This window comes from Kitasatospora sp. NPDC059408 (assembly GCF_042751525.1).
Lineage (GTDB): Bacteria > Actinomycetota > Actinomycetes > Streptomycetales > Streptomycetaceae > Kitasatospora.
Genome location: NZ_JBHYWI010000027.1, coordinates 99,527 through 113,691, shown reverse-complemented (window position 1 = coordinate 113,691; position 14,165 = coordinate 99,527). Strand labels below are relative to the sequence as shown.

Sequence of the window (14,165 nt, the reverse complement as noted above, 5' to 3'; positions counted from 1 at the left end):
TGCCCCCCCCGCCCCGGGGGCGGCCCCGCCCGGGCGCGGGTGGGCCCCCACACGGCCACCGGCCCCCCCGGGGCACGGCGGTCCTCCGCTCAGTCCGGGAGTTCGCCCGGGAGGTAGCCGTAGCCGGACTCGCCCGGCACCGCCCGGGCGAGCGCCCGGAGCAGCGGGGCGGGCGGGGCGGCGAAGACGCCGGGGTAGTCGCGCTCGCCCAGCTCCGGGCGGACCGGCCAGGCCAGCCGTTCCGTCTCCAGGTCGTACCGCGCGTCCACGCCCTCGCGGTTGCCCCGGGCGTCCAGGCGCGACCAGCGGCCGTCCAGGTGCACGGCGTTGAGGCCGTGCAGCACGAAGCCGCCCTCGCCGTCCTCCAGGCGCTGGTAGCACAGGCCGGCCGGCACACCCTGGGCCCGCAGGAGTGCGGCCAGCAGGTGGGACTTGCCGTGGCAGATCGCGTTGCGCGCGGCCAGCACCTCGGAGGCGCGGAACGCCCCGCTGTACGCGCCCGCGTCGGCGGAGTGCCACACCCGGTCGCGCACGTGGTGGAAGGCCGCCTCGGGTGTGGCCAGCTCGGCGGCCAGGCGCCGCAGTTCGGGGTGCTGGTGGTCGATCACCTCGTCCGCCGCGAGGTAGGCGGCGAGGTCGTCGGTCTCCGGTTGAAGGATCATGGTGTCCACGGTGTCGCGCGCACCGCCGGCCGCGGGCGCAATTCCACTCCCTGGACAGTGGGCTTCCCGGGGCCCGCACACCCGGGGTGTCCTACGCGTCTGGTTGGCTGCTCGCCGGCGGGGCGGTCGGCGCCCCGGGGCGGGAAGGAACACCACGCATGGCGGCGTCGGAGGAGAAGGAGGAGCGCGGCGACCGCGCCCTGCGGCTCGGGTTCGAGCACGGCATGGTCGTCCGGGAGGAAGGCTACGGCGACGACATCGACCTGGGCCTGCACGACAGCGTCGACTCGGTCGCCGGGCAGGGCCTCCTCGACCTGGACCTGGAGGGCGTGATGGACGCCGTGCTCCTGTGGTTCCGCGCCGAGGACGGCGAGCTCACCGACCTGCTCGCCTACGCGCTCGACGAGGTGGGAGGGGTCGAGGAGCGCGGCCTGATCTGGCTGCTGATCCCCGAGTCCGGCCGGGAGGGCCACGTCGGGCCGGACGTCGTCCGGGACGCCGCCCGGGCCGCGGGCCTTCCCGCCGCGAGGCCCGCCGACGTCGCCGAGGGCTGGGACGGCTTCCGCTTCACCCTCGGCGGGCGCTGACCGCGCCCGGCGCGGGCCGAGCGGCTCCACGACCTCGACGGGCGGGTGTTCACCCGGGCCTGACGGGGTGCGCCGCAGCGCCGACGGGGTGCGCGGGTGCGGGACCAGGCCGGCGGGTCGCGGCCTGGCTCGCGCTCGGTGTGCGTCAGGAGGGGCTGGTGGCCAGCAGGGCGGTGGTGGTCACCTTGTTGTCGCACTCGGCGAACAGGCCGTCGTCCAGGGCCACTTGGTGTGCTCCCGCGCCGCCCGGCAGGCCCAGCACGAGGGTGGGGTAGGCGACCGGTGTGGCGCCCGAGACGCAGTAGCCGTCGGCCTCGCCCTGGACCTGGACGAAGGTGAGCTTCACCCAGGCCTTGCCGCCCGGGGCCAGCTTGACGGGCGCGGCGGAGCCGGTGTGGGTCACGGCGAGCGGGGCGTTGTGGTCCGGCGAGCCGTTGGCCGCGCCGGCCACCGTCGGGAAGCCCTCCAGCGTGCACGGGTGCGCGGAGCCGTTGGTGAAGGCGACGATCGCCGCTCCGATGCCCGTGCCGTTGGGACGCTGCTTCGCCTGGTGGGCGTCCACCTTCAGGTCGCCTGGCGTGCAGGTCGGCGCCGCCGCGCCGGACGGCGTGGACGACGCGGCGGCCGTGACGGGGGCGGCGGAGGGCGTGGCGCCCTTGACCGGGGCCGCGGGCGTGGTGCTCGGCGCGGTCGGGGCGGTCGCCGCCGACGACGGGGCCGCGGTGGTGGCGGGCTGGTCGTCCCCCGGTCCGCAGGCCGTGATCACCAGGGCTGCCGCGGCGGCCGAGACCACGGCAACCGCGGGTCTGAGGGCCTTCTTCGCGTACTGCGTGTTCTGCTGCATGTCTCCCCCGAAGGATCGAGTGGTACCGGTCCAGTACCGGCACCTGCCCCGTACACACCGCCGTTGCGCCGTCGGTTCCTCAGGCGGGCGGCTGTGACAGGACGGTGACGAGACCTTTTTCCGCCCTTGGCCGACCGGCCGCAACGGTACTCGGGGCGGGACGCGAAAGAGGTCCGGCACCCTGGTGGGTGCCGGACCTCGTCCGGTGATGGAGCGCCAGGCCCGGGTCGCACGGACTCTTCCTACTGAAAGTAGGACGTGCTCTGGTAGCACCGCTGACGCCTGTTCGGGAGATCGTTTCCACCCGACGGGAAGAACAGTAGCAGGTCAGCGGCCGTGCGGGTGACGGGGTGGTCAGGCTTGGGCGGGGACTCGGCGCAGGTTGCGGATGGGGCGGGTGAGGAGGAGGGCGGCGGCGGTGCAGAGGGCCACGCCGGCGCCGACCTGGAGGACCCGGTCGGTGCCGAAGGCGCCGACGGCGGGGCCGGCGAGGGCGCTGCCGATGGGGTACATGCCGACGGAGCCGGCGACTTCGTAGGCGTGGACGCGGTTGAGGACCTCGCCGGGGACCTGGGTCTGGACGCTGGTGGCCCACATGACGCCCCAGATGCCGATGCCGACGCCGACCGCGAGCTGGGCGGCGGCGAGGAGCCAGACGGGCCAGTCCAGGACGATGCCGAGCGGGTAGAGCGGGTAGGCGAGCATGGCGGCGGCGCCGGCGGCCAGGGGGCGTTCGGGCTTGTAGCGGATCGCGATCAGGCCGCCCGCGACGGTGCCCGCGCCGAGGGCGCAGTTGAGGAGGCCGAAGGCGGTGGCGCCGTGCTCGGGGACGATGACGCCGGCGGCGACGGACAGCTGCGGCCCCCAGGACAGGACGGCGAAGACCATCCAGATGACGATGACGCCCCACAGCCAGCTGCGGGAGCGGAATTCGTGCCAGCCGACGGCGAGGTTGTGCCACAGGCTCTCGCCGGCCGGCGGGGCGGGGACGGCGCCCAGGCGCAGGACGAACAGGCAGGTGGCACTGGTGGCGTAGGCGAGGGCGGAGATCACCATCACCCAGCCGGTGGCGCCGAGGCCGACGAGGGCGCCGGCCAGGGCCGGGCCGCCGAGGCCGGTGAGGGCCTCGGAGGTGCGCAGGACGCCGTTGGCGCCCTGGACGTCGCGGGAGACGAGGGGGACGGTCGAGGAGGCGCCGGGCTGGAACATGGCGTTGGCGGTGCCGGCGACGACGAGCAGGGTGTACAGCTGCCAGAGGTGGTCGATGCCGTGGATGAACAGGGACGCGAGGAGGGTGTGGGCGACGAGGTTGGCGAGGTCGGCGGCGATCATCATGCGGCGGGCGGTGAAGCGGTCCGCGAGGACGCCGCCGAACAGCACCAGGCCGGCGAACGGGCCCACCAGGAAGGCCATCGAGTAGCCGGCGGTGTCCAGGCCGTAGCCGCCGCTGAGCAGGCCGGCCGAGACGGCGACCGGGAGCATCGCCCAGCTGAGCAGGCCCGCGCTGCGGGCGGTGAAGTAGTACCGGAAGTTGCGGGACCAGATCGCCGGCTCCCCGGACACCTGCTCCCCTGCCGACGGGGCCTTCGAGGGCGCCGCCGTGGTGTGGTCTGCCAACTGATCTGTCATGGCGTGTCGTTGCTCCAGCTGTCGGTCGTGGTGTTCAGGGTCGGGTGACGGGCGGCGGGTCGAGCTCCCCGACGGTGACCGGTTCCAGGCCGCGGTCGAGCAGGCCCTCGATGATGGCCGGGAGGGCCTGGACGGTCTGGCCGCGGTCGCCGGCGCCCTCGTGCATCAGCACCACCGAGCCAGGGCCGGCGGACTCCAGGACGGTGGCGGCGATGCGCTCCGGCCCGGGTCTGGACCAGTCGCGGGAGTCGACGTCCCACAGCGTGAGGGCGGTCGGGTGCTCGTCGAGGGCGGCGAGGCCTTCGGGGCTCAGCGCGCCGTAGGGCGGGCGGAACCGGGTGGGGGCCGTGCCGGTGACCCGGGCCACCGCCTCCGTGGTGCGGTCGAGCTGCTCGCGCAGCTGGTCCGGTGTCAGGTCCGGCAGGTACGGGTGGGACCAGGAGTGGTTGCCCACCTCGTGGCCGGCCGCGGCGATCCGGCGCACCTCGTCGGGCAGGGCCGTGACGTGGTGGCCGACGCAGAAGAACGTCGCCCGGACGCGGTAGCGGTCCAGGATCTCCAGCACCCGCCGGGTATGCACCGGATCGGGGCCGTCGTCGAAGGTGAGCGCGACCCGCGCCACGTCCCGGCGGCCGTGCTCGAAGCAGCGTCCGGCGGCCGTCATCGCCGTCCGGATCGGCTCGGTGCGCCGCACGACCTCGTGGTACTCCTCGGCGCGGCCGGTCAGGCTGCCGCCCTCGGCGGTCACCCGCGCCAGCGTGCCGGGGGCGCTCCAGGCCTGCTCCGCCAGGCGCGCGGCCGGGACGGAGCCGAATCCCGGCCGGGGCGGCAGCACCCAGGGGTCGGCGCGGAACACCTCCAGGCCAGCCGCCGTCATCGGGCCGTCGAGCAGGCCGTTGGTGCTGTCGAGCACCACGGCCGGCACGCGGCCGGAGCCGCCCAACTCCCTGATCCAGGCCATGAGTTCGGCGACCTCGGCGGCGCCCCAGCGGCTCGGCTCGGCCGCCCTGCGCCCGGCGCCGTCGACGACCTCGACCTCGTAGCCCACGCCCGTCCAGGCGATTCCCGCGTAGCGCGCGCTCACTCCTCCCCCAGGGCGAGCGCCGCGGTGACGATCAACTGCTCGACGCCGCGCAGGAATTGCTCCATGCCCGGGCGGGTGATGATCGCCGGGTCGGCGGTCATGGCGAGTTCCAGGACGCCGGGGGCGGTCAGCACGTCCACCGCGATCGAGACGTTCGCACGGGGCAGGAAGTCCGTCGGCCAGCTCAGTTCGGTGCGCGCGGCCAGTTCGCCGAGCGGTGCCTTCGGGCGCTCGACGGTGTCGAACGGTCCGCTGCCCGGGTCCCGGGTGTCGTTCCACCAGTACGAGTGGTCGCCCGCCTCGCCGCGCTCGACCAGCCGTGCCACCTCCCGCTCCAGCGCCCACTTGTCGTAGCCCGCGTGCCGGAACGCGCTGAAGGAGACGGACCGGGTGCGGCGCACCGCGTCCGCGAAGTCCTGGTCGGCGTCGGTGAGGAGGAACACCGCCTCCTGCGCCATCGTGCTGACCGACTCGGCGGCGGCCGGCTGGAAGCGGTTGCTCACGACCACCTGGAACAGCACGTCGCCGCTGCCGGACATCCGGGCCAGCTGGTGGGAGGCCGCGCCCAGCAGCACCGCGGCGTCGCTCACCCCGAGGTCCGCCGCCACCTGCTCGACGGCCACGGCCAGCGCGGGCGAGCGCAGCAGCGCGTTGGGGAACAGGCGGCCGGGGTCGGTGACCCTGAGTTCCGGCGCGGCGGGCTCCCGGAAGATCTGCCGGGGGCCGGCGGCCAGCCGTTCGCACCAGTAGCGGCGGGCGCCCTCGTCGCGGCGGCGCCCGAGCGGCGAGGCCTGGACGGCGGCGGCCTCCATCGGCTGGAGGGCGGGGCGCGAGCGCAGCAGGTCCTCGGCGCGCTCCCCCGCCTCGATCAGGGCGAGGTCGCGCAGCATCCGTCCCTCGCCCCACAGGTCCATCGCGGTGTGCGAGGCCGCCAGCGCCAGGCGGTGGACCAGGCCCTCGCACTCCACGAGGCCGACCCGGAAGGGCCACTCGCATGCGTGGTCGAAGGGGCGGCCCGCCAGTTCCTCCGTCAGGGCCGCGCCGACGGCCGGGGCCTGCTGCGCGGAGCACGTCCGCACCGCCACCGCAAGCTCGCCGCTGCCGTCCACGACCTGCTCCAGCCCGTCCTCACCGGCCGGCAGCAGCCGGGTGTGCAGGCTGTCGTGCATCCGCAGCAGCTCCGCCAGGTCCGCGAGGACGCGGGCGGCGGGGCGCGGCGGGGTCAGGGGCAGGTCGAGCCGCAGGTTGTACCGGGGGGCGTCGTCGCCCAGCCGGGTGACGACCCCCCAGATCGCCCGCTGCCCCCAGGTGGCCGGGCCGGTTCCGGACCTCGCGGAGTCCAGTGTGATGGTCCGTTCCTCGACCGTGGTCATCGTGTTCCGAACTTCCCTTCGGTTGCCTCGTGCGAGGCGGTGCGTGGTGGCGGGGGTGTGGGGGCGGGGGTGTGGGGACGGCTTCAGGGCAAGCCCTAGTCCAGGCCCTGGGCGATGACCATGCGCTGGATCTGGTTGGTGCCCTCGACGATCTGCAGCAGCTTGGCCTCGCGCATCCAGCGCTCCACCGGGTGGTCGGCGACGTAGCCGGCGCCGCCGAGCACCTGCACCGCGTCGGTGGTCACCTTCATCGCCACGTCGGTGGCGAACAGCTTCGCCTTCGCCGCCTCCAGCGAGTACGGCCGGCCGGCGTCCTTCAGCCGGGCGGCGGCCAGGGTGAGCGCCCGGGCCGCGGCGATCTGGGTGGCCATGTCGGCGAGCATGAAGCCGACGCCCTGGAAGGAGATGATCCGCTGCCCGAACTGGCGGCGCTCCTTGGCGTAGCGCACCGCGTAGTCGGCGGCGGCCTGGGCGATGCCGACCGCGCAGGCCGCGATGCCCAGCCGGCCGCAGTCCAGGGCGCCCATCGCGATCAGGAAGCCCTTGCCCTCCCGGCCGATCAGCCGCTCGGCCGGCACTCGGACGTCCTCGAAGCCGACCTGGGCGGTGGGGTTGGCCCACACGCCGAGCTTGCGCTCCGGCTCGTGCACCACCATGCCCGGCGTGCCGCCGGGGACCACCAGGCAGGACAGGCCCCGGGCCCCCGGGCCGCCGGTGCGGGCGAACACGTTGTAGAAGTCGGCGTGCCCGGCGTGGGTGACCCACGCCTTCGTCCCCGTGACGCGGTAGCCGTCGTCCTGGCGCACCGCGCGGGTGGTGAGCGAGGCCGCGTCCGAACCGGCCTCCGCCTCGGACAGGCAGTAGGCGCCCAGGAGTTCGCCGCTGAGCATGCCGGGCAGCAGGTCCTCGCGCTGCGCCTGCGTGCCGTAGGCGGCGGTGCCGAAGCAGGCGAGGTTGTGCACGTTGACCGCCTCGGCCACCGCGAACCAGTGGTAGGCGATCTCCTCCAGCGCCTGGAGGTAGACCTCGTAGGGCTGGCCTGCGCCGCCGTACTCCTCGGGGTACGGCAGGCTCAGCAGCCCGGCCTTGCCCAGGGTGCGCACGATCTCCCGGGGGAACTCGTGGGCCGCTTCGAACTCGGCGATGCGGGGCGCGAGTTCACCGGCCGCGATCTCCCGGACCAGGCCGAGCAGATCGGCCGCCTCCTCGGTGGGCAGGATGCGCTGGACCTTCAACGGACGACCTCCGTGGGTGTTCGGGTGGGGTGGGCGGGGTTGGGGCACGCCCTGGGTCAGGCCAGGCCCCAGGCGGCGGTCTCCGGCCAGTGCCGGGCGACCTTGCGGACGGCGTAGTCCCAGTAGGAGCGCACGGAGAGGTCGGCGTAGATGAAGTCCTGCTTGGCGGCCACGTCCCGCTCGGTGGACCAGGTGTACGGGACGCCGGTGCCCTCGGCCGTCAGCTGGAGCCGGCAGGCCCGTTCCAGCACCTGGGCGAAGACGGACGCGTGCCGCACGCTCTTGCCGACGATCACGCCGCCGTGGTTGCGCAGCAGGACGGCCGGGTGCTCGCCGAGGTCCCTGGCGATGTGGTCGCCGGTCTCGATGTCGAGGACGGTGTTGCTGGTCTCGGTGAACAGGCCGATGCGGTCGCGGAAGTAGGCGCCGTCGTGCGAGATCGGGCGCATCGGCAGGTCGGTGGCGCCGAACAGCAGGGTGTGGGGCGCGTGGCTGTGGACGATGCCGTTGACGTCCGGGCGGGCCCGGTAGATGGCCTGGTGCAGCGGCAGTTCCGGCGGGGCCAGGGGCGGCGCGGGCAGGGTGTGGTCCACCGGGCAGCGCACGACGTTCTCCGGGGTGGCCTCGTCGAAGCCCACCAGCGCGTTCTTGATGAAGAACTCGTCGCGGCCGGGGATCCGGGCGGAGATCTGGCCCTGGTTGAAGTCGTCGTGGCCGTCGAGGGAGAGCATCCGGGCGCCGGTCGCCACCTGGAGGACGAGCCGGCGTTCGGCCGGGGTCGGCGGCACCGGTTCGGCGGTGGTCATGTCGCGCTCCTCGCGGTCGGGGTCGTCGGGTGTGTCGGGCCCGTCGGGTGTGTGGGGGCGGTCGGGTGTGTGGGGGCGGTCAGTTCGTCGAAGACCGTGCGCATGGTGACCAGGCCGGGGGGCGCGGTGCGGGCCCAGGCGGCGGCGGCCAGTGCGCCCCGGGCGGGCACCGCCCAGCTGCCGACGTGGTGGCGCACGTGCAGCGCCTCGCCGTCCCAGGTGTGGGTCAGCTCGTGCTCGCTGACGGGCAGTCCGGCCCGCTCGTCGGAGATGTCGGCCACCGCCGGGCCGCCGGCCCGCGCCCAGGTGTCCGCCAGTGCCAGCGCGGTGGCGCTCGGCCGGTGCGCCTTGCCGAGCGGGTGGCGCTCCCGGACGGTGGTGGTCGCCTCGAAGCGGCCCGTGGTGAGGGCGGCGGTGAGCTCGGCGATGCGCACCTGCAGGTAGTGGCCGAAGGCGAGGTTGGTGGCCCGGACCACCGGCACCTCCTGGGCCAGTTCCGCCAGCGCCTTCCACTGGGTGTCCGTCAGGTTGGACACGCAGGCGACGAGCGGGACCCGGCGGGTGGCGCAGTAGTCGAGGACCTCGGGATGTGCGTCGGGCGCGCTGGCGTCGACGAGGACGTCCGGGACGGCCTCGGCGGCCCAGCCGCCGCGGCGGGTGGCGGTGAGGGTGACCCCCGTCCCGTCCGCCTCGCAGAGCGACCTCAGCGCCGAGCCGAGCCGGCCGAGGCCGACGATCCCGATGGTGGGGCGGGGCTGCCCGGGCGTCGGGGCCTCAGGCATCGGCGCCGATGCCGCTGGCGACGACGAGGGCCGTGACGGAGTCGATGGACTCGTAGTGCTCGATGGGCGCTTCCGGGTCCAGGTAGACGCCGACCTCGTTCTCGATGCTGTCGATCAGGCGCATGTAGGAGAGCGAGGAGTACCCGACGTCGCGGAGCGAGTAATCGGCGCCGGCGAGTTCGTCGGCGGAGACGCTGCCGTCCCCGGCCGCGATGGCGAGTTCAAGGATCTTGGCGCGCAGGGCGGTGTTGTCCATGGGGAATTCCTGTGTCTCGTAAGGGGTCTTGGAGGTCTTAGAGGTCTTGGGGGTCAGTTGCCGGGGGACGGCTCGGTGAGCAGCCGCCGCAGGCGCTCGATGGACGGCTTGCCGATCGAGTTCGCCGGAATGCTGTCCACCGGGCGGAGGATTCCGGGCACCTTGAACGCGGGGAGCGTGGCCGCGCAGTGGGCGCGCAGGGACTGTGCGGTGACGCCGGGTTCGACGGCGACGACGGCGGCCAGGGTCGGTTCGCCGTGCTGGTTCTCGGCCTCGAAGGCGACCGCGTCCAGCACTCCGGGGGCTCCGCGCAGCACCTCGGCGATCTCGATCGGGTCGATCTTGCGCCCGCCCACGTTGACCAGCCGGCTCGTGCGTCCGGTCAGGTGGAGCGCGCCGTCGACCAGGTGGCCCTGGTCGCCGGTGCGGTAGTAGCCCTCGGCGTCGACGCGCTCCTCGAAGACGCCGGGGGCGTTGAGGTAGCGCGAGCCCATCGACTCGCTCCGGACCCGGATGCCCTCCTCCGGGGCGAGCAGCCGCACACCGGGCAGGGGTGCCCCGAGCCCGCTGCCGGCGCCGTCGGCGGCGAACGTCAGCGGACCGGTCTCGGCGACGCCGTAGTAGTTGTGGACGGGCACGCCGGTGAGCCGGGTGAACTCCTCGCGGACGCTCTCGCGCAGCGGGGCGCCGGAGGAGATCGCGGTGCGCACGCCGGCGAAGCCCTCCTTCGGCGCGCGCCGCACGATCGACTCGTACAGCGCGGGGAAGGCCACCAGCCGGGTGGCGGCGGTGCTCTCCAGGAGCCGTACGACGCGGGTGGCGGTGGGCAGGCCGTGCGACAGGTGCAGCGAGGCGCCCGGCAGGAAGGCCGCCAGCAGCGAGGTGTTGAAGGCCAGGCCGTTGGAGAGCGCGGCGAAGCAGGCGATCCGGTCCTCGGCCGAGAGGCCGGTTCCCTCGACCCAGTTGGCGGCCGCCGCGGACACCGCCGCGCCGGAGAACTCGATGCAGTTGGGCCGTCCGGTGGAGCCGGAGGTGAAGCGGCAGACCTCGGTGTCGTCCAGCAGCTGCGGTCGGGGGGTCTCGGAGCGGCGCACCCGGCTGACCGTGAGGGCGCCGAACTCGCCGTCTCCCTGAGGGGTTTCGTCCACGATGGCGTCGACGTCCGCGCCCGGGGCGTGGATCAGCAGGTCCAGCCCGCAGTCCTCGGCGATCCGGGAGAGTTCGAACGGCCCGAAGGCCGAGTCGGCCAGGAACGGGACGCCGCCGGCGAACAGCACCGCGAGGTAACCGACCACGTAGTCCACGGAGTTGGTGGCGTAGAGGCCGACCCTGGCGCGCTCGTCCGGTACGTCGAAGCGGGCGATGCGCTCCGCGGCGGCGCGGGCCCGGTCGGCGAGTTCGGCGTAGCGCAGCGATCCGCCCGCGTCGGTGACGGCGACGCGGTCGCCGTGGCGGGCGAGGACTTCGGTGAGGACACCGGGAAGGACGGGGTTCATCGGGTTCACCGCTCGTTCTGGGCGTGCGCGGTGGCAAGCCGGTCGAACTTGACGCCCGAGTCGTCCGGGCGGCCGAGCAGCAGGGCGTAGAGGATCTCGTCGTCCTCCGGCAGCCCCGCCAGCGTGCGCCACAGCGACGAGTCGAAGCCGCCGATGGCGGTCACCCCGACCTCCGCGCGGTTCGCACCGAGGTAGAGCAACTGGCCCAACGCGCCGCAGCGGAAGGCGAGTTCGCGCAGGCTCTCGGCGCCGGCGGCCGAGCCGGCGCCGGCGAGCGAGGTGCGCGGCACGTGCAGCAGCAGGACGGCGCCGGCCCCGGCGAGGGCGCGCTGCTGCATGCAGGCCCGGGCCACCTCGTCGGTGGACGGCAGCCGGCCCGGCTGCCGCTCACCGGTGTCCAGCCGGTACACCGCGTCCCGCCCGGGCTCGGTCGTCGAGCGCAGGACGAGGGTGGCGGACAGCGGGGAGATGCCGGGCAGGTCGGTCTCCAGCGGTGTCGACAGGGCCGAGACCGCCCGCCAGACGGCGTCCGCGGAGACGGGTTCGCCGGTGAACGCCTTGCTGGAGACGCGCGTCCCGATCAGCTCCGGCCATCCGCTCCGCTCCCCCAGGCCGCCTTCACCGGGCGATGTCCGACGGTCGGTCCGGATGTGCGCCAGTGGAGCGGGCGCGGTGCGGGGTGCCGGAGAGCCGGGGTGCTCGGGCCACACGGCGAGGGAGTCCCAGCACGCGCTCTCCAGCCACGACCGCCAGGTGGGCCCGCGCAGGTCCCGGTCGGTGCTGTCGTGCACCGTCCAGCGGGTCCACGGCCCGTCGGCCGCGCCCGCCGTGTCCGCGGCGGCCGGCACCAGGACCGCGGAGTGGATCTCCCGGTGGTTCTCGCCCGCCTCCAGCAGCTCCGAGAGGGGCTCCCTCGGGAAGCGCAGCCGCAGCGTCCCCCGCGCCCCGCGGCCGGCCGCGGCCAGGACGAGGTTGGCGGCCGCGTGGCCCGCGTCGAGCTGGGTGTACAGGTATCCGCGGTCGCCGTACTTGCGCATCGACAGCCAGGGCCGGGTGAGGGTGACCACCAGGGCTCCGCCGTCGTCCGGGACGGCCAGCGCGGACGCCGCCAGCGCGGCGGCGACCCGCTCCCCCGCGGCCAGCCGGGCGCAGATGCGGCGGTCGGCGTCCAGCCGGTAGGCCGTCGGCACCCCGTCCTCCACGGCGAGGACGGCGAACTCGTACGGGTACACGGCCCCGGCCGACGGCACCGCCCGCGCCACGTACGAGCCGCAGGCCCGGTTGGCGCGGCTGGTGAACACGCCCTCGTCCACCATCGACAGGGCGCGGCGCAGGCCCGGGGCGGCGACGGGCTCGGCGGGCGGCTCGGGCGACGCCGGCGGCAGGGCCACCCGGGCCCACAGCTCGTCGGCGCGGCCCGCGCACGCGCCCCGGGGCGCGTCGGCGACCGCCACGGACTCCTGGGTGATCAGATTTCCTTGCACGTCTGACGCAGACCTCCAATTCTCTGGCAATCCACCAAATACGCATGCGGGAGGCGGCCGGAAAAGCGGGCAGGCGAAATCGGCCCACCGCGCTTTTCGGCAGCCCGGTGCACCACGGAGGAAAATGTGGGGGGATACCGCAAAAGCTTGCAACGGTGCCCTCGGCGGGGCATTTCCACTGCCCTCGACCAGCACCGACGGGTTCTCGGATCGCGAGACGGACTATTCGACGGTCATTCGACCGCGCGGCACCGGCCGTGCCGCGCCGCCCCCGGCGACCACTCGCCCATTCGTCCCCCGTCTCACAATGTGGCACATAACCGATCCACGGCCCGAACCACGTGAACCCATGATCGGTTACGGCCGTTGCCAGCATGCCAAGCACGCCGGGCAATGGTCAAGACCAATCCCGATGACGCCGCAGGATGAATCCAGCCAACCGGGTGAATGCTGTGAATCGGACATCAATGCGGATCGGACATCAATACGGATTGCCCGCCCCTCACCGACACCCCGGACAACCTCGGCAATTCGTCCCGGCCGCCGCCGGCCGGGCCGGTGTCGGTGGTGCCCGATAGCGTCGAAGGGCACACAGGAGGCGTGCGGGTGGCGACCCGCAAGGAGGAGGACCGCGATGGCGACCTTCACGCTCGTTCCCGGGGCCGACGGCCGGGCCTGGTTCTGGCACCGGCTGGTGCCCGAGCTGCGGGACCGGGGGCACGACGTGGTCACGATGGACCTGCCGGGCGACGACTCGGCGGGCCTGGAAGAGTTCGCGCAGGCGATCGTCTCGGCGGTGGAACGGCACGCCGGCCTCGCCACTCCCCTGGTCCTGGTGGCGCAGTCCCTCGCGGGCTTCTCGGCTCCGCTGGTGTGCGGGCGGCTGCCGGTGCCCGTCGCCGAGCTGGTGCTGCTCAACGCCATGGTCCCGGCCCCCGGGGAAACGGCCGGGCAGTGGTGGGAGGACACCGGCCAGGCCGAGGCCCGCTCCGACTACGCGGCGGCCACCGGGCGCGGCCCCGATCCCGGGTTCGACCTGCGGACCGACTTCTTCCACGACGTCCCGGCCGAGGTGACCGAGGAGGCGCTGTCCGCCGGCGGCTCGCCGCCGCCCTCCGCGCTGTTCGCCCAGCCGTGGCCGCTGACGCGCTGGCCGCAGGTGCCGACCCGCTTCCTCCAGGGGCGGGAGGACCGCTTCTTCCCCCTGGAGTTCCAGCGCGGGATCGTCCGGGAGCGGCTGGGCCTGGAGATCGAGGAGATCCCCGGCGGCCATCTGGCCGCACTCAGCCGCCCCCGGGAACTGGCGGACGCGCTGCTGCGCACGGTGCCCGCGTAGCCGCGGGTGCCGTGCGGGCGGGCGGGGTCCTTCGGCGCGCTCAGGCGCCCCAGCCGGTGTCCGGGGTAACGGCGGTCGGGGCGGTCGGGGCGGTCGGGGCGGTCGGAAGAGAGTCGGGGCGGAGGGCGGCAGGGGAGGTGTTCCGCCGCGAACTGCCCTCCGTGGTGCCCACGACGCCGACCGGCCTGGGCGCGTCCCTGGCCGCGCTCGGCCGGGGGCAGGAGGCCCTGGAGGCCCTGGCCGAGGCGCTGTCCACCGCCGAGGCGCTCGGGGATCGCAGCGCCGCCGCCGTGGCCCTGCACACGACCGCCACCGTGCACGCCTGCTCCGGACGGACCGGCGCCGCCCGGGACTGCTGGACCCGGGCCCTGGCCCTCGCCCGTCGCACGGGCCTCGCGAAGGTGACCGACGACAGCCTCGACGGGCTGGAGTCCCTGGCCGCGTCCTGAGCCGGCCCGTGCCCGGCGGGGCCCCTTCGGCTTCGGCGGCGGCTTCCCGCGGACACGGTGGTGGGGGGGGGGGGGGGGGGGCCCCCCCCCCCCCCCCCCCCCCCCCGGCCCCCCCCCCCCCCCCAGAAGGAGGGGCCGCCGC

The 14,165-nt window shown here is 74.6% G+C and carries 14 protein-coding genes; 3 read left to right on the top strand and 11 right to left on the bottom strand.

Annotated elements, in window-relative coordinates; genetic code table 11:
- Positions 1–89 precede the first annotated feature (89 nt).
- Complete coding sequence (locus tag ACFXDE_RS19905) at positions 90–662, bottom strand: transglutaminase family protein (RefSeq protein WP_380495989.1); 573 nt, start codon at positions 660–662, stop codon at positions 90–92.
- A gap of 158 nt (positions 663–820) precedes the next feature.
- Here ACFXDE_RS19905 and ACFXDE_RS19900 point away from each other — a divergent pair, with 158 nt between their 5' ends.
- Positions 821–1,249 carry a DUF3052 family protein gene (locus tag ACFXDE_RS19900; protein WP_380495987.1) on the top strand — a complete coding sequence of 143 codons (429 nt, stop codon included), beginning with the start codon at positions 821–823 and terminating at the stop codon, positions 1,247–1,249.
- Between the two features lie 145 nt (positions 1,250–1,394).
- Here ACFXDE_RS19900 and ACFXDE_RS19895 read toward each other — a convergent pair whose 3' ends face one another.
- The 10 genes from ACFXDE_RS19895 to ACFXDE_RS19850 all read right to left on the bottom strand — a co-directional run bounded on the left by ACFXDE_RS19895 (position 1,395) and on the right by ACFXDE_RS19850 (position 12,238).
- The gene (locus tag ACFXDE_RS19895; RefSeq protein ID WP_380442730.1) at positions 1,395–2,093 is read right to left on the bottom strand and encodes a DUF4232 domain-containing protein; all 699 of its coding nucleotides are present in this window, start codon (positions 2,091–2,093) and stop codon (positions 1,395–1,397) included.
- A 354-nt stretch (positions 2,094–2,447) separates the two neighbouring features.
- A complete protein-coding gene (locus ACFXDE_RS19890) occupies positions 2,448–3,722 on the bottom strand; it encodes an MFS transporter (RefSeq protein WP_380495985.1) in 1,275 nt (424 codons plus the stop codon).
- A gap of 34 nt (positions 3,723–3,756) precedes the next feature.
- Positions 3,757–4,806, bottom strand: a complete 1,050-nt coding sequence (locus tag ACFXDE_RS19885; protein WP_380495983.1) for a polysaccharide deacetylase family protein — start codon at positions 4,804–4,806, stop codon at positions 3,757–3,759.
- Entirely contained in the window at positions 4,803–6,179 is a 1,377-nt protein-coding gene (locus tag ACFXDE_RS19880) for a condensation domain-containing protein (protein ID WP_380495981.1), read from the bottom strand. The genes ACFXDE_RS19885 and ACFXDE_RS19880 overlap by 4 nt, the downstream gene beginning before the upstream one ends.
- Positions 6,180–6,274: 95 nt before the next feature.
- A complete protein-coding gene (locus ACFXDE_RS19875; protein ID WP_380495978.1) occupies positions 6,275–7,414 on the bottom strand; it encodes an acyl-CoA dehydrogenase family protein in 1,140 nt (379 codons plus the stop codon).
- A gap of 56 nt (positions 7,415–7,470) precedes the next feature.
- Positions 7,471–8,220: a class II aldolase/adducin family protein gene (locus ACFXDE_RS19870; protein ID WP_380446819.1), complete on the bottom strand. Its 750-nt coding sequence runs from the start codon at positions 8,218–8,220 to the stop codon at positions 7,471–7,473.
- Positions 8,217–9,002, bottom strand: a complete 786-nt coding sequence (locus ACFXDE_RS19865; protein WP_380495976.1) for a dihydrodipicolinate reductase C-terminal domain-containing protein — start codon at positions 9,000–9,002, stop codon at positions 8,217–8,219. The genes ACFXDE_RS19870 and ACFXDE_RS19865 overlap by 4 nt, the downstream gene beginning before the upstream one ends.
- A complete protein-coding gene (locus ACFXDE_RS19860) occupies positions 8,995–9,258 on the bottom strand; it encodes a phosphopantetheine-binding protein (protein ID WP_380446824.1) in 264 nt (87 codons plus the stop codon). The genes ACFXDE_RS19865 and ACFXDE_RS19860 overlap by 8 nt, the downstream gene beginning before the upstream one ends.
- Positions 9,259–9,311: 53 nt before the next feature.
- The gene (locus ACFXDE_RS19855) at positions 9,312–10,754 is read right to left on the bottom strand and encodes a class I adenylate-forming enzyme family protein (RefSeq protein WP_380495974.1); all 1,443 of its coding nucleotides are present in this window, start codon (positions 10,752–10,754) and stop codon (positions 9,312–9,314) included.
- A gap of 5 nt (positions 10,755–10,759) precedes the next feature.
- Positions 10,760–12,238 carry a nitroreductase family protein gene (locus ACFXDE_RS19850; protein ID WP_380495972.1) on the bottom strand — a complete coding sequence of 493 codons (1,479 nt, stop codon included), beginning with the start codon at positions 12,236–12,238 and terminating at the stop codon, positions 10,760–10,762.
- A gap of 634 nt (positions 12,239–12,872) precedes the next feature.
- Between ACFXDE_RS19850 and ACFXDE_RS19845 the strand changes: the two genes are divergently transcribed.
- Entirely contained in the window at positions 12,873–13,574 is a 702-nt protein-coding gene (locus tag ACFXDE_RS19845; RefSeq protein ID WP_380495970.1) for an alpha/beta fold hydrolase, read from the top strand.
- A 137-nt stretch (positions 13,575–13,711) separates the two neighbouring features.
- Positions 13,712–14,023 carry a tetratricopeptide repeat protein gene (locus tag ACFXDE_RS19840; RefSeq protein WP_380495968.1) on the top strand — a complete coding sequence of 104 codons (312 nt, stop codon included), beginning with the start codon at positions 13,712–13,714 and terminating at the stop codon, positions 14,021–14,023.
- Positions 14,024–14,165: the final 142 nt, after the last annotated feature.

What these genes read in the sequence shown, in the direction of transcription:
- ACFXDE_RS19905 (WP_380495989.1), bottom strand. Translation starts at nt 662, where the DNA reads ATGATCCTTCAACCGGAGACCGACGACCTCGCCGCCTACCTCGCGGCG.
- ACFXDE_RS19900 (WP_380495987.1), top strand. Translation starts at nt 821, where the DNA reads ATGGCGGCGTCGGAGGAGAAGGAGGAGCGCGGCGACCGCGCCCTGCGG.
- ACFXDE_RS19895 (WP_380442730.1), bottom strand. Translation starts at nt 2,093, where the DNA reads ATGCAGCAGAACACGCAGTACGCGAAGAAGGCCCTCAGACCCGCGGTT.
- ACFXDE_RS19890 (WP_380495985.1), bottom strand. Translation starts at nt 3,722, where the DNA reads ATGACAGATCAGTTGGCAGACCACACCACGGCGGCGCCCTCGAAGGCC.
- ACFXDE_RS19880 (WP_380495981.1), bottom strand. Translation starts at nt 6,179, where the DNA reads ATGACCACGGTCGAGGAACGGACCATCACACTGGACTCCGCGAGGTCC.
- ACFXDE_RS19870 (WP_380446819.1), bottom strand. Translation starts at nt 8,220, where the DNA reads ATGACCACCGCCGAACCGGTGCCGCCGACCCCGGCCGAACGCCGGCTC.
- ACFXDE_RS19865 (WP_380495976.1), bottom strand. Translation starts at nt 9,002, where the DNA reads ATGCCTGAGGCCCCGACGCCCGGGCAGCCCCGCCCCACCATCGGGATC.
- ACFXDE_RS19860 (WP_380446824.1), bottom strand. Translation starts at nt 9,258, where the DNA reads ATGGACAACACCGCCCTGCGCGCCAAGATCCTTGAACTCGCCATCGCG.
- ACFXDE_RS19855 (WP_380495974.1), bottom strand. Translation starts at nt 10,754, where the DNA reads ATGAACCCCGTCCTTCCCGGTGTCCTCACCGAAGTCCTCGCCCGCCAC.
- ACFXDE_RS19845 (WP_380495970.1), top strand. Translation starts at nt 12,873, where the DNA reads ATGGCGACCTTCACGCTCGTTCCCGGGGCCGACGGCCGGGCCTGGTTC.